General features: G+C 51.6%; 16 protein-coding genes. 8 read left to right on the top strand and 8 right to left on the bottom strand.

Annotation, left to right across the window (positions count from 1 at the left end; translation table 11 throughout):
- Nucleotides 1-13: 13 nt before the first annotated feature.
- Nucleotides 14-1411 (bottom strand): amidohydrolase family protein, encoded by a 1398-nt coding sequence (locus E0L20_RS21810; RefSeq protein WP_004136856.1) that lies wholly within the window; start codon nucleotides 1409-1411, stop codon nucleotides 14-16.
- 141 nt (nucleotides 1412-1552) lie between these two features.
- On the opposite strand from E0L20_RS21810, the gene E0L20_RS21805 reads away from it, so the two are divergent.
- A complete protein-coding gene (locus E0L20_RS21805) occupies nucleotides 1553-2440 on the top strand; it encodes a LysR family transcriptional regulator (protein WP_004136857.1) in 888 nt (295 codons plus the stop codon).
- Nucleotides 2441-2625: 185 nt separating this feature from the next.
- On the opposite strand, the gene E0L20_RS21800 is transcribed toward E0L20_RS21805, so the two are convergent.
- The gene (locus E0L20_RS21800; protein ID WP_004136858.1) at nucleotides 2626-3519 is read right to left on the bottom strand and encodes a LysR family transcriptional regulator; all 894 of its coding nucleotides are present in this window, start codon (nucleotides 3517-3519) and stop codon (nucleotides 2626-2628) included.
- A 116-nt stretch (nucleotides 3520-3635) separates the two neighbouring features.
- Here E0L20_RS21800 and E0L20_RS21795 point away from each other — a divergent pair, with 116 nt between their 5' ends.
- From E0L20_RS21795 to E0L20_RS21785, 3 genes are all read left to right on the top strand, one after another.
- A complete protein-coding gene (locus E0L20_RS21795; RefSeq protein WP_064371617.1) occupies nucleotides 3636-4601 on the top strand; it encodes an aldo/keto reductase in 966 nt (321 codons plus the stop codon).
- Nucleotides 4602-4615: 14 nt separating this feature from the next.
- On the top strand, nucleotides 4616-5131 hold the full coding sequence (locus E0L20_RS21790) for an NAD(P)H-dependent oxidoreductase (protein WP_004136860.1): 516 nt from the start codon (nucleotides 4616-4618) through the stop codon (nucleotides 5129-5131).
- 92 nt (nucleotides 5132-5223) lie between these two features.
- Entirely contained in the window at nucleotides 5224-5796 is a 573-nt protein-coding gene (locus tag E0L20_RS21785) for a flavin reductase family protein (RefSeq protein ID WP_004136862.1), read from the top strand.
- 192 nt (nucleotides 5797-5988) lie between these two features.
- Here E0L20_RS21785 and E0L20_RS21775 read toward each other — a convergent pair whose 3' ends face one another.
- Nucleotides 5989-6225 (bottom strand): winged helix-turn-helix transcriptional regulator, encoded by a 237-nt coding sequence (locus E0L20_RS21775; RefSeq protein WP_072123626.1) that lies wholly within the window; start codon nucleotides 6223-6225, stop codon nucleotides 5989-5991.
- Here E0L20_RS21775 and E0L20_RS21770 point away from each other — a divergent pair.
- Complete coding sequence (locus E0L20_RS21770; RefSeq protein ID WP_323092569.1) at nucleotides 6195-6533, top strand: nitroreductase family protein; 339 nt, start codon at nucleotides 6195-6197, stop codon at nucleotides 6531-6533. The genes E0L20_RS21775 and E0L20_RS21770 overlap by 31 nt on opposite strands.
- Nucleotides 6534-6704: 171 nt before the next feature.
- On the opposite strand, the gene E0L20_RS21765 is transcribed toward E0L20_RS21770, so the two are convergent.
- Nucleotides 6705-7895: a CynX/NimT family MFS transporter gene (locus E0L20_RS21765; protein ID WP_004136868.1), complete on the bottom strand. Its 1191-nt coding sequence runs from the start codon at nucleotides 7893-7895 to the stop codon at nucleotides 6705-6707.
- An 87-nt stretch (nucleotides 7896-7982) separates the two neighbouring features.
- On the opposite strand from E0L20_RS21765, the gene E0L20_RS21760 reads away from it, so the two are divergent.
- The 3 genes from E0L20_RS21760 (at nucleotide 7983) to E0L20_RS21750 (ending at nucleotide 10891) form a co-directional block, all read left to right on the top strand.
- Nucleotides 7983-8777 carry an AraC family transcriptional regulator gene (locus E0L20_RS21760; protein WP_012540031.1) on the top strand — a complete coding sequence of 265 codons (795 nt, stop codon included), beginning with the start codon at nucleotides 7983-7985 and terminating at the stop codon, nucleotides 8775-8777.
- Nucleotides 8778-9442: 665 nt separating this feature from the next.
- Nucleotides 9443-10432 (top strand): glycosyltransferase, encoded by a 990-nt coding sequence (locus tag E0L20_RS21755; protein WP_004136877.1) that lies wholly within the window; start codon nucleotides 9443-9445, stop codon nucleotides 10430-10432.
- 3 nt (nucleotides 10433-10435) lie between these two features.
- Entirely contained in the window at nucleotides 10436-10891 is a 456-nt protein-coding gene (locus tag E0L20_RS21750; RefSeq protein ID WP_224238154.1) for a hypothetical protein, read from the top strand.
- Between the two features lie 79 nt (nucleotides 10892-10970).
- Here the strand turns inward: E0L20_RS21750 and E0L20_RS21745 are convergent, their stop codons facing one another.
- Genes E0L20_RS21745 through radC form a run of 4 tightly spaced genes read right to left on the bottom strand, consistent with a single transcriptional unit; the run spans nucleotide 10971 to nucleotide 12494 of the window.
- Nucleotides 10971-11345 carry a TA system toxin CbtA family protein gene (locus tag E0L20_RS21745; protein ID WP_004136885.1) on the bottom strand — a complete coding sequence of 125 codons (375 nt, stop codon included), beginning with the start codon at nucleotides 11343-11345 and terminating at the stop codon, nucleotides 10971-10973.
- Between the two features lie 49 nt (nucleotides 11346-11394).
- Complete coding sequence (locus E0L20_RS21740) at nucleotides 11395-11754, bottom strand: type IV toxin-antitoxin system YeeU family antitoxin (protein WP_004136886.1); 360 nt, start codon at nucleotides 11752-11754, stop codon at nucleotides 11395-11397.
- 22 nt (nucleotides 11755-11776) lie between these two features.
- Nucleotides 11777-11998, bottom strand: coding sequence for a DUF987 domain-containing protein (locus E0L20_RS21735; RefSeq protein ID WP_064371656.1), 222 nt, complete (start codon nucleotides 11996-11998; stop codon nucleotides 11777-11779).
- Nucleotides 11999-12011: 13 nt separating this feature from the next.
- Nucleotides 12012-12494 carry a RadC family protein gene (gene radC / locus E0L20_RS21730; RefSeq protein ID WP_004136890.1) on the bottom strand — a complete coding sequence of 161 codons (483 nt, stop codon included), beginning with the start codon at nucleotides 12492-12494 and terminating at the stop codon, nucleotides 12012-12014.
- Nucleotides 12495-12697 lie beyond the last annotated feature (203 nt).

Genomic DNA, 12697 nt, shown 5'->3' with positions numbered 1-12697 from the left:
CTGTTATTCCCTGTCAGTTTGCCTGTACCAGCGGCAGGAATTTCTCCGCAAAGATGTCCGGCTCATACCCGGCGGCGGCAAAAAGGTGTTCGCGTGATTCATCGATGGCAGCACGAAGACGCTCGCTGTCCACGCCCAGAACTTTGCCGTTCTGCTTGACGATGCGCCCGCCAATCATGACAGTATCGATGTTGCTGCGTTCAGTTGCATGCACCACCGTCCCGAAGGCATTCCCGTTCGGATAGAGATTGAGATCAGCAGCGTTAATCAGGATGAGGTCGGCCTGTTTGCCTGGCGTCAGGCTACCCACTTTATCCTGTAGTCCGGCACAGGTCGCACCATCGACCGTTGCCGATTTAAGCAGTTGCGCTGCGGGGAGCGTTGTCAGTGAATGCCCTGAATCACAGCAGTGCTGCTTATGCATACCCATTACTCGCTGCAGGTAGAACGCCACGCGCATTTCCATAAACATATCTGTGCTGTAAGACGTTTCGTTATCCACGCTCAGGCCAGGATTGATGCCATGGCGCTGCGCGGCCTCAATGGCAAACATCCCGTTTTCAATGCCATAGTGCGAATCTGAGCGCGGACAAACGTTCACCCGTACGCCGGCTTCACGCAGGATTTCCCAGCCCTCATCAGGCAGTGCAGTGCAGTGGTTGAAGATATTGTCCGGGCCCAGCAGGCCCTGCTGATGCAGTGATTTAAGCTCTGAAGCCATTTCAGCGCCAAAGAATTCGGTCACGATTGGCAGCCCGAGCCGGCGGGCCTCGGCCCACAATTCCGGCTCCAGCTGGGCCATGACGCCCAGAGAAACCAGTCCCTCAGGATTGTCTTTGAAATATTTTTCCTGCAGACGCTGCCAGTTATCCGGCCAGTGAGCTTTATCCCATTCGCCTGCTACCGGCGCGCCGGAAGCATGAATAGCGCGAATTCCGGCATCAAGCAGGGCTTCAACGGCGGCGTCTGCATGTGCTGCGGTACGGCTGTTGTGCGAGTTATCAATCATGGTAGTGATACCCGCATCAATCGCGCCCAGCGCCGTCAGGAGATTACCGACATAGATATCTGCGGGCCGGTAGTATTTCGCAAACGAGAAATGCGTGGCATTGCTATAGTCGTCCAGACAGGTGGCGTTGGGGTTGATGCGGCGCAGCTGGCCTTCCCATGCGTGACGATGAGAATCGACCATCCCCGGCATGGCAATCATATTTGTGGCATCAATAACGTGAACACCTTCGGCGTTCAGGTCCTTACCGATGGCGGTAATGGTTGAGCCTGTGACAAGGATATCGCCACGCTCAATGTTACCGACATTCTCATCCATGCTCAGTATGGTTGCTCTACGAATCAGTGTTGCTGGCGGATTTTCCGTCTGATTATTAACAATATTTCTGCTGTAATCGGTCATTTGAATTGTCTCTTTCAGGTTCAGAAGGAAAACAATACGCCTCCTGTTTAAGCTGAAAAAGATGACTAACGTGTTTTCATCATTCAGAATTTGCGAATAATGATAATTATCACCGTCACATGCTATTCAGGAGCGCAATCAGTGGATCGAATTCAGGCTATGCAGGTTTTTATAAGGGTGGCTGAGGCCGGAAGCTTTGTCCGGGCAGCGGAAATACTGTCCCTGCCTTCTTCTACTGTTACCAGCACCATCAAAAACCTGGAGAAATATCTGCAGGTGCGTCTGCTGAACCGGACCACAAGACGGGTCAGCCTTACTCCGGAAGGTATGCAGTATCTGGCGCAGTGCCGGGAAATTCTGGCCTTAATTGAACATACGGAAGCCAGTCTGGCCGATTCGAACAGGCGCCCCCGTGGCCGTTTACGCGTTGATATGCCCGGCGGTATAGCGCACTTCCTCGTGATGCCAAACCTGAAAGAGTTCTACAGCCGTTATCCTGATATTTACCTGATGATCGGCGTCAGCGACCGGCAGGTTGACCTGGTTCAGGAGGGCGTGGACTGCGTGATCAGAACCGGAGAGTTACTTAACTCCACGCTTGTAGCCCGTCCGCTCAGAAAATTTCGCTGGATCACCTGCGCCTCTCCCGATTATCTCAGGGAGTACGGTATTCCGCAGTCACCTGAAGATTTATCTCATCACCGGGCTATTCATTATTTTTCCGGACAAAGCCGGCGTACAGACGAATTGCGTTTTGTAAAGGGAAAAGAAACGCTGTCCGTACCCGTCAGGGGGCAGGCAGCCGTCAACGAGACGGGACTCTATATAAAAATGTGCCTAGAAGGGTTCGGACTGGCGCAGCTTGCTGAAAATGTTGTAGCAGAACACCTGCAGAAAGGAACGCTGGTTGAAGTCCTGGCAGACTGGCAGCCGTCGTCTGTTCCGGTCACACTGCTTTATCCCCATCAGCGATTTCTTTCCCCAGCTGTACGTGCATTTGCAGACTGGATAGATGAAATATTCAGTTGATACGTCTGTCACCGCTCCCCGTTGCACATCAAAAGTCGCCCGTATTCAGAGAGCCTGAAAGAACGGCAGACTTTGTTTCTGCGGATCCAGGCATCCCGGAGCAGCTACTTCCCGGAGAAAGGCTGTACCCAGTCCGGTTTATGGGGGACGCCGGCTAAGAGCGCCAGCCGCATCCGGGCCCGCTTTCAACTGAAGTGTCTGAGTAAAATACTTTCAAGGATGTGAAAAACGGTCCTGATGCGCTGCGGTACCAGGGTCTGATAGGGCCGGTAAAGATAAAGCTGCCAGGTTTCCAGTTTCAGTTCCGGCAGGACATTGACCAGCCTGCCGTCTTCAAGGTATTCCCTGCAGGCCAGATTACTCGACTGAATGACAGCTTTACCGGCTAACGCAGCCTGGATCTCAGACTGGGAGTCGGTGGTAAAAAACTCCAGGTGGCGCGGTACAAAAGTATCAACGCCATCGAGCATATATTCGAATACTTTTCCGGTTTCAGGATTCAGCAGGCCACTGAAAGGGTAGCGCTGGCGCAGATCGTCGAAATTTTTCGGCGCGCCCAGCTTCTCAATGAGCCCGGGTGATGTCATCAGCGCGTGATGAACCAGCGTAATGGGCCTGACGATAAAATTCGGGTTTGGCTCCCGCTCTATACGGATCCCCATGTCAATGCGGTTCTGAACAGTATCCAGCTTCATCATGTCTAACCGCCAGTCTATAAACAGCTCAGGATAAGGATCGAGGGAGGTAAGAAGCTCATATAACACCTGCTCGTGGCCGGGAAACCGGAATAGCGTGATCCTCACAACTCCCCTCATCTCATTGTCATCTCTGGCCGTCTGAAAAAGGGCCTCTGAGTCTTCAAGCAGCCGCATGGCTCGGGGCAAGAAAATCTCACCAAAGCTGGTCAGCACAATGGATCGGGTGTTGCGGTTAAAAAGCGGTTCCCCCAACTGATGTTCCAGCTCAGCAATCGTTCGTGTCACCACTGATGGAGAAATGGCCAGCCTGACTGCCGCTTCGCGAAAATTCATTGTTTCTGCAGCAGTAACAAAAAATCTCAGGGCATCGAGTTTATTCATAATAATTGTGTTTTTAGCAATTCTGATTTTCTAAATTAACAATTTTTCAGCAATAAACCCAGCCGTATACTTAGCATCTAAGAATAGTTAATGCCTTAAAGAAGGGTGAAATAATCATGAAAATGAGAAGGTTAGGTAGCCAGGGGCTTCATGTCTCGGAAATTGGGCTGGGGTGCATGGGCATGGACCATGGCTATGGCTATTCAGTTGAAATCCGTGAGCGAACAAAGCTGATAGACAAGGCTGTAGAACTGGGCTGCAACCTTTTCGACACTGCCCCCATTTACGGTTTTGAAAACGAAGAACTGCTGGGTGTTGCGCTCAGCAAACACAGGGACAACGTCGTCATCGCGACTAAGTTTGGCGTGACCGGAATGGAAAATAGTGATGGACAGCTGGTGCCGGTATTAGACAGCCGTCCGGCGTCTGTCAGAGAGCAACTGGAAGGTTCTCTCAGGCGCCTGAAGACCGACCATATCGACCTGTTTTATCAGCATCGTGTCGATCCAAAAGTTGAGCCGGAAGTGGTGGCGGGATTAATGAAAGAGCTGATCGCGGAGGGAAAAATAAAGCACTGGGGCTTATCCAATGCGCCCGTCTCTTACATACGACGGGCTCATGCCATCTGCCCGGTCACCGCGGTTGAAGACCAGTATTCAATGATGTGGCGTAAACCTGAGCAGGATTTGTTCAAAGTCTGCGATGAACTTGATATTGGCTTTATGGCCTACAGCCCGCTGGGTAATGGATTCCTGAGTGGTCAGGTGACCGCTGATACAACCTACGGGGAAGGCGATTACCGGGGCATGATGGGGCGCTTTAAACCTGAAGTAATGGAAAATAACCAGGCGCTACTGGATTTGATTGCTCAAATAGCGGAAAAAAGCAACGCAACTTCAGCACAGATTGTTCTTGCCTGGGAGCTGGCTCAGAAGCCTTACATCGTACCGATCCCGGGAACAACAAAACTACACCGGCTGGAAGAGAATTTTCACGCCGCAAATGTTCAGCTCAGTGACGCCGAATTAAATGATATCAACGAAGCCTTATCCCGGCTTGAAATTGACGAAACATTCTTCTGAAAAAAGAGATTTAAATGAAAACAACTGTATTTGTTACCCACCCCAATATTAATCAGTCCCGGGTTAACTCAGCCCTGGCAAAAGGTGCAGCATCACTGACCGGCGTTGAGGTGCGTTATCTGTATGACCTGTATCCGGATGGCAAAATCGACGTGGTCGCTGAACAGGCTGCACTGGAGAAAACGGATCGTATCGTTCTGCAGTTCCCGATGCAGTGGTACAGCACGCCGCCACTTCTCAAACAGTGGCTTGACGATGTACTGACGTATGGCTGGTCACATGGTGGAGAAACACAGGCGCTGCGCGATAAGCAACTCATGCTGGCCGTTTCGCTGGGTGGTGCAGAGTCTGCCTATCAGCCTGATGGCGCTGCCGGACATACGGTAGGCGAGTACCTGCTGTCTTTTGAAACCATCTCCGGGTATCTGGGTATGAACTACATCAAGCCGTTTATTACAGGCGGAAGCGCGACGATAACTGACGAAGAAATCGCAGCTCAGGTCGAACAATATAAAACGGTATTAGCCTGATTACTTTCGGGCGACCATCAGTGTTTTAAAACGCCCTCAAATGTGCCGTTGCCGTTAACGGCACATTTTTATCTATGGGAAGGAGAAATCCTGTGTCTTTACAGCCAGTTGAACTGAATAAAGCATACCGATTATTGCAAGTCGGCCCAACTACAATGATTTCCGCTAAACATAATGGTAATGCCAATGTAATGGCCGCCGCATGGGTGAGTCTGGTGGGGATCAATAAAGTCATGGCGTATATCAGTCCGCAGGCTTACACCCGTGGATTGGTGGAAGAAAGTGGTCTGTTTGCCGTACAGATACCCGTAGTCAGCCAGATGGAAACCGTTTTGTACGCAGGTGAGCACAGCTACCGTGACAGGCCTGAAAAGAATCATAAAATACCGATGTTCTACATGAAAGAGTTCGATATTCCGCTGGTAGAGGGCTGTGCTGGCTGGCTTGTATGTAAGGTAATGCCAAATGCGGAATACGAGCTGGAACATAATCTGTTCATGGGAGAAATTGCCGGGGCGTGGAGTGACGATCGGGTTTTTCGCAATGGGCACTGGATATTTGATGAAGCACCAGACGAATTACGAACCATACACTATGTCGCCGGGGGGCAGTTTTATGCCATCGGCAAAGGAACCCGCTTTGACCATGGTCCGGGCAAAGACTGATACACGAGTGCTTTTTGTACTGGTACAACAAACTGCAGGGGCTGGTTGTTAAAATGCTTTTCTTTTCTCTCATGACCAGCAGCAGGCGATGTTGCCTCTGAGCCAGAAGGGGAAGCCGCTTTTCGACGCCTGCAGCCTGCCTTCCTATATGCTCCTGTCAGCCCGCAGCACTCATCAATGAACAATGGCATATCAAAGAGAAGGATCTGTGTCTTTAACCAGAAAGTGACAGTTTTGTTCTACCCACCGGTTGAGTTCATTTGCTGCCTGCCAGAGGGACGTTCCCAGCTCCGTGAGTGCATATTCGACTTTGGGCGGTACTTCACGAAAGACAGTGCGCGTAACAAGATGCCTGCTTTCAAGTTCCTTTAGAACGTTTCTCCGGCACCTCAGATAAAATAGACGGGTTTGCAGCGGCTGCCGGCTCAATACTTTTTTCGAGGATCAGTATGTTGTCAAGTCACTACAGGAGCAGTTTGCGGCCTATGCGGACATTTTCCCGGCACAGCACAGCTATCGCTCAGTATGCGGTCTGGCTGGCGCTGGCTGAAAAAGGAATTGGTGCCAATCTGCAGCATTATAATCCTCTGATCGATGAAGATATTCGCACTGAGTGGAATGTTCCTCCATCATTGAAACTCCGCGCGCACATGAATTTCGGTGCTATCCTTTCACCCGCCAGTGAAAAAGCCTTTATGGGTGATGAAAAGCGATTCATCGTTGCCAAACAGTCCTGAGGCTTGCTTATTATATTATTACTGACAGCGCTCGCCCTGAACGGCCTTTTCACCGAAAAATCCGCTCATCGGGATAGTACAGATGGCTCCGGTACTATTAAGACGCTTCAGAACCTCAATGGAAAGCATCCGCTTTAGAAGTTCAGCTGGTACCCTCCTGTGTAAGCCCATTCAGCCCGGCTGCTGTAAAGGTTCCAGGTGTACATCTCGTCCGGCAGCCATTCCGGTGCAGGCTCCTGCAACTGAGATTGCTGTGGTCATCAGTAATGGTACGGTCCAGCCTCCGGACAACTCCTGTACTTTTCCCAGCAATAGCGGTCCCATCGCCGCCATCAGATAACCGATACTCTGCGCCATGCCTGACAGCGCGGCAGCATCACCAGCGTTTGTAGTGCGCAACCCGATGAAGGTCAGACCCAGCATCATGCTGGCACCCGAGCCGAAGCCGAGGAGTGCAGCCCACAGCATCGCCAGATTTGGCAAATAAAGGATGCCAATAAAGGATACTGCGGTTAAAAGGCTGACACCAGCAGCGGCTAATTTCTGATCGTTAAGACGACGCAGCGTGGCTGCCAGAATTAAGCCGGGAATAGCGGTGGTGAGCTGAAGGATGCCATGTACCTCACCAGCCTGAGCTGAGGATAGCCCACTGCCTGTCAGAATGACTGGCAGCCAGCCGACCGCAACATAAAAGGGCATCGCATTCAAGCCCATAAACATGGTGACCTGCCACGCCAGAGACGAGCGCCAGACCGCAACGGTCGCTGCTTTTTTCTCACCTGCTACTGGCAATTGATGCTTTTTCTTCAACTGCGGCAACCATAAAAGCATCGCAAGGAGCGGTGCAATAACCAACATGGCTAACGCGATGTTCCAGCCCCAGCTCTGCGTCAGAGGAATGACAATGGTAGAGCCGATGGCGCCAGCGGTGCCCATGGTGATGGAATATGCTCCCGTCACGGAAGCCACGTTTCCGGAAAAGTCACGTTTAATCAGGCCAGGCAGCAGGACATTGCCCAGGGCAATCCCGATACCAATTAATACTGTTCCGCCATAAAGCGCCCAGACGCTGTCTGTTGAGCGAAGCACAATCCCCGCTGAAATCACGACCAGGGCACCAAAAAGGGTGCGTTCCAGGCCATACTTGCGGGAAATCGATGCGCTCAGTGGAGAAAAGGCGGCAAAGGCCAGTAAAGGCAGCGAGTTAAGCAACCCAACGGCTGTGATACTCAGCCCAAAATCATGGCGAATGGACTCTAAAACGGGTGCGATAGCGGTAAAAGGAACACGCAGGTTAATGGCAATAAAAAGAATGCCGATCACAAGTATGATTGAAGACCACTTGTTCGTCGTGTGGGACATAAGTTTTGCTTTCTCTGAAAAAAAGAAAGACTTTAAAGGACGCATGAGTTACAGAATATAGATAATCTGACAACATATAGCTAAATCATGCCAGTTAATAAAAAACCGGTGACCTCACCGGAAGAGTTTAATGCCGATGATTTCAGTCAGGCCGCTATCGCCCTGCATGTATCATCGTCAGGCGAGTATGCCGGGCAGCGTCCGCACGCTCATCGCAAGGGGCAACTTATTCTCTCTATGCGCGGTGCAGTGCGCTGTGAGGTTGACGATGCGCTGTGGCTTGTTCCACCGGGGCATGCCGTCTGGGTTCCGGGAGAGATCCCGCACCGTTGCCGGATCACGAAGAATGCAGATACGTGCTTTTTATTCATCGAGCCCGGCGCAGCAGCGATGCCGGAAATTTGCTGTACCATAGCGGTTACACCTCTGGTCCGCGAGCTTGTTCTGTATCTTGCAGAGCAGGAACATACTTATTCTCCTGACAGTAAAACCGCCAGGCTTGCAGCGGTGCTGCTGGAGCATATTCCGGATGTGCCGGTCGAAGCACTCCATCTTCCTGTATCAGATCATCCTAAAATCCGGATTATGGCTGAGGCACTCTTTAATGAGCCAGATGACCGGCGAACGTTAAAGCAATGGGCTGCTCATCTGGCCATCAGCGAGCGATCTCTGGCCAGGCTGATAAAAGAGGCGACAGGAATGAGCTTTGGCCGCTGGCGTCAGCAGCTGCATTTGATGATTGCACTAAGCCATCTGTCTGAAGGTCAGCCCGTGCAGCGCGTAGCCGGAACTCTAGGGTATGATTCGGTAAGTGCGTTTATTACGATGTTCAGAAAAGCGCTGGGTAAATCACCGACGCAATATTTCTCTTCCCTGGATTAGTGCACAAGCACAGAAGTCGAATTTATCTAAATAACACCAGCGTCCGCTTTTCGCTCATAGCTGACATTCAAAGCGCTAATAATTTTTGTATGTTTTCTATTCCACATGATGTCAGTTGTCGGGAATGGTTTGACTATCCAGCAGGTATAGCATTCTTTTCAGATTAACAAACTGAACGCTCCGATAGGGTATGCAGGTACACGTATGGCGTGTAATGCAGAGTGAAAAGATGATCGATAAAACCGATCGATTGGTAAAAATTGATCTACAAAATGAATTATCCGGCTCGGTAGTGTCTGTGCTAAATTCCCAAAAAATCATTTAACGTATTGTTTATTAATTTATTTCCTGTCTTCTGGCGGTCGGCTTTCTTTTGTCTTGCGGGCACGGCATGGGAATGCGACAGCAGGTGATGGAATGAAAAGATGTGCCCGATGTAACAAGAAAAGAGGTGTTCTGGACCGGATTTTCGGGCTGGATAAAGAGTTCTGCGATGACTGTCTGATGGTGGTTAACCAGGAAATCAGAGAAAAAAGAGTGATAACCACACCTGTACAAAAATCACCGGAACGCTCTTCCTGATAATGTTTTTTACCCGGCAGGTTATTGCCCCCTGATGGGGTGACAACTCTGAAGCTTCCCCCTGTTTACATTCCCTTTGCTCAATGAAAATCAACATCGATATCAGCGTCATCATTCCTGCCTTCAATGCGGCTGACAGCATCGGGGTTCTGGTCCATACACTGCTTGGCGAAACAACACTCAGTACTGAAATCATTGTTGTGGATGATGGCTCCACCGACGAAACATGGACGGTACTCAGCGCCATTACAGATGAACGGCTTATTCTCATTCGTCAGGAAAATCAGGGTGTGTATGCTGCCCGTAATGCTGCACTGGCGATTTACCGTGGCGAATGGGTGGTGTTCCTGGATGCGGATGACCGGGTTGCGGCAGATTTTCTGCAGGAGCGGCTGCGCACAGCACGCGAAGCACAGGCCGATGTCGTCCTTTTCAATGCCCGGCATACAGACAGCGTCGGACATCTGCGGCATCCCGTTCACCGCAGACAGCCTTACGGCCAGACGCTGACGGGTCAGCAGTGGATACGCCATTGCGTCAGCCAGAGGGAATGGCCGCATTATCTGTGGCTGCAGATAATCCGTTCAGCGTATATTCGCGAGCATGACCTGCGATTCCAGGAAGGGAAAAGCCACAAGGACATTCTCTGGACGATACAGCTTGCCGCCGCAGATGGCCGGTTTTATTTCTCTGACATACAGGATTACCTGTGGGTGAATAACCCGGCGTCAATTACCCACCGCTCGGATTATTACGATATCCGCGCGTTCAGCTATAGCGACGTGATTGCAGATATTCTGGCACTCAGCGCACAGATGCAGTACCGGTCTGTCAGACGAGCGCTGGTCAGGCATGCGCTGGTGGAAAGCCGTCATTTTCTGGGCCTGTACCGGCGCAGGGTGAATGACCGGCATGCGGTCCGGGCGCGTTTTCGTGTGCGGATAGCCTTTCGCCATCTGGTACCCGGCGTGAGCAACCTGAGCGATGTCTTTTTCCTCCTGAAGCTGGTTCGCAATATTTATCTGCCAGGTGTCCGCAATACTCCCGCAGCCGTTTCGCAGTTGCGGCGTTAATCCATGGATATCTCAACGCTTCTGGCACGGTCGTGGCAAACTGCGACAACGGGTGATGGCTCAGTTCGCTCTGCCAGGGATATCGTCGAACGCTGGTATGACAAAGGCGGTGACCTCACCCGACTAACCCGGCGATTTATGCTGCGGGAATGCCTGTGGATAGCCGTACATTACCAGGGTACCGAAGCGGTACTCACCCGACAGTTCCGGCTGCTGACCGTGTTACTGTATCTGGGCGGTTATTTTCCGAAAGGGAATGCCGGTGGTATGCTCCCGGAGAAATGTTTCATTTTACTGAACGCCCCGGAATTAAGCTCCCTTCTGGCAGACGATACGGCCCCTGATGTTCTGGTGGCGTCCTGCCGCACCCTCTTCTACTGCAGACAGATATCTCCGCTAAGGTGTTACCGCCATACCCGCTGTCTGAGCGAACATCTGTATCAACTGATGGATATCTGATAAAAGCACCAGTCGTTGTGCTGGTGCCTGAGGGGCTGATCGCTGACGGTGTCGGCGTCAACGATCAGGGCTAACGTCATTATTTCCCTCCTCTGGATCTGCCGCTGGTGATGTCAGTAACGGTTTGATAGCCCTTGCGGGTCATCAGCCCGGTAGCCTTCCGGGCGCGGAGCATATCGATGCTGTCGATGAACGGAGACTGCTCTGTCACACTGAAGCCGTGACGGTCAGTACGCACCAGACCGTACTTTTCCACGATAAAATTCACCGCATCACACAGTGAGATTCCCGCATCAATGTTCTTCTGGATCACACTGTCGTCGCCAAACGGTGTGTCGTTCATCATCAGACCGTAGTGTTGTTTCAGCAGATACTCCAGCAATTTTCGCCAGCTTTCGACTGACGACAGACGTGACGAGGCCGCCCTTTGAGGGGACAGGGATTGTATTTGCATGGTTTGAGCTCTTTGTTGGCTGGTTTGACTAAGGAAAAGCGTTTGGGATTTATGCGCTTATTGCAGATGTCGGATAAATTACGATGAACAAATAGCCACAGGAGCCGAGGGTATCGGCCTCACATATCAGCCCTTTTGCGTGGAGCGTGATGCAGCGCTGAATGTGGGGAGTGAGTTCGCTGCTGGCCAGCATAAGCTCCATTTGCTTCATCAGTACCGGAAATGCCTGGTCCAGATAGCGTAAATCTGCTTCATTAAATGTCCCGGCAATGCTGGCGCGGTCAGCAAGGTAATGCAGGTGGTTACCCTCCTGTACCAGCCGTGCACCAAAACACGGTGTGATGTTGCGTCTGAGGCCCCGCCAGGGTTCCGCGATGTTATGGTTGATTACACGGGTTGCTTTCTGCATGTAAGTACTCCTTAACGGTGAGTCAGTTCAGGGTGACGCTGCGCAGAATCACATACGGACTGTTGCGGTCCTGTCGGCGTTCAGCAAACACGGCCAGCACACCCGGGATATCCTGCACTTCCCTGCCGTGATAATGGCAGATACTGCCGGACCACTTATTTTTCCCGGTACAGAAGCGAAACAGCCGGGACTCAGAATGCTGGCGGTATATCGCCATTGCCTGACGTTTACTGATGATTCTGATCGTTATTCTCTCCCTAAAGCCAGCCACGCTCGGCAAATGAGACGATGTCCATGCCTCCCACGACCAGGTGGTCCAGCAGGCAGATATCCACGAGTTTAAGTGCCTGCTTCAGATGGTCAGTGAGCAATCTGTCGGCATGGCTGGGTTCGGAATAACCTGACGGATGATTGTGTGAAAGCACGATGGCAGCCGCGTTGTATTTCAGTGCTGCCTTTATCACTTCACGGGGATGTACCTGCGTATGGTTGATGGTGCCGGTGAAGAGCGTTTCATGGGTAATAAGACGATGCTGGTTATCAAGGAAGAGCGCCATGAATACTTCACGCTCCAGTGTGGTGAGCTGCAGGCGAAGCCAGTCGCGAACTGCATGGCTGGAGGTAAATGCCTCTCCGGGCTCACGTAACTGGCGTTCCAGCAGGGTCAGAGCGCGTCTGATGGTGCGCTGTGCAGTGGGAGATATTCCCCCACTGTCGGGGGGACTTGTGGTGGTATTCATTTGCTTTTCCTGTCTGTTGACGTATCCGGGACGGATGTCTTGTACAGTTTCCTGGCAACAACGAACTCGTTGTGTAAGGATTCGAACCATGCCCAGATATGGAAGAGAGGGGGACCCGTCGGGACATGCAGGAGGGGTTCGTCGGTCACAACCTCTCAGTCCTCATCTCTGACCGTTGTTTTCCCCAGAGCATCCCACAGGGC

The sequence above is a fragment of the Enterobacter wuhouensis genome (assembly GCF_004331265.1).
Classification (GTDB): domain Bacteria; phylum Pseudomonadota; class Gammaproteobacteria; order Enterobacterales; family Enterobacteriaceae; genus Enterobacter; species Enterobacter wuhouensis.
This window is presented reverse-complemented; position numbering and strand designations above follow the sequence as displayed.

Bases quoted from the DNA above. Each gene is read 5' to 3' on its own strand.
- E0L20_RS21765 (WP_004136868.1), bottom strand. From the start codon at position 7,895: ATGTCCCACACGACGAACAAGTGGTCTTCAATCATACTTGTGATCGGC.
- E0L20_RS21810 (WP_004136856.1), bottom strand. From the start codon at position 1,411: ATGACCGATTACAGCAGAAATATTGTTAATAATCAGACGGAAAATCCG.
- E0L20_RS21755 (WP_004136877.1), top strand. From the start codon at position 9,443: ATGAAAATCAACATCGATATCAGCGTCATCATTCCTGCCTTCAATGCG.
- E0L20_RS21800 (WP_004136858.1), bottom strand. From the start codon at position 3,519: ATGAATAAACTCGATGCCCTGAGATTTTTTGTTACTGCTGCAGAAACA.
- E0L20_RS21750 (WP_224238154.1), top strand. From the start codon at position 10,436: ATGGATATCTCAACGCTTCTGGCACGGTCGTGGCAAACTGCGACAACG.
- E0L20_RS21740 (WP_004136886.1), bottom strand. From the start codon at position 11,754: ATGCAGAAAGCAACCCGTGTAATCAACCATAACATCGCGGAACCCTGG.
- E0L20_RS21760 (WP_012540031.1), top strand. From the start codon at position 7,983: ATGCCAGTTAATAAAAAACCGGTGACCTCACCGGAAGAGTTTAATGCC.
- E0L20_RS21790 (WP_004136860.1), top strand. From the start codon at position 4,616: ATGAAAACAACTGTATTTGTTACCCACCCCAATATTAATCAGTCCCGG.
- E0L20_RS21745 (WP_004136885.1), bottom strand. From the start codon at position 11,345: ATGCAAATACAATCCCTGTCCCCTCAAAGGGCGGCCTCGTCACGTCTG.
- radC (WP_004136890.1), bottom strand. From the start codon at position 12,494: ATGAATACCACCACAAGTCCCCCCGACAGTGGGGGAATATCTCCCACT.
- E0L20_RS21795 (WP_064371617.1), top strand. From the start codon at position 3,636: ATGAAAATGAGAAGGTTAGGTAGCCAGGGGCTTCATGTCTCGGAAATT.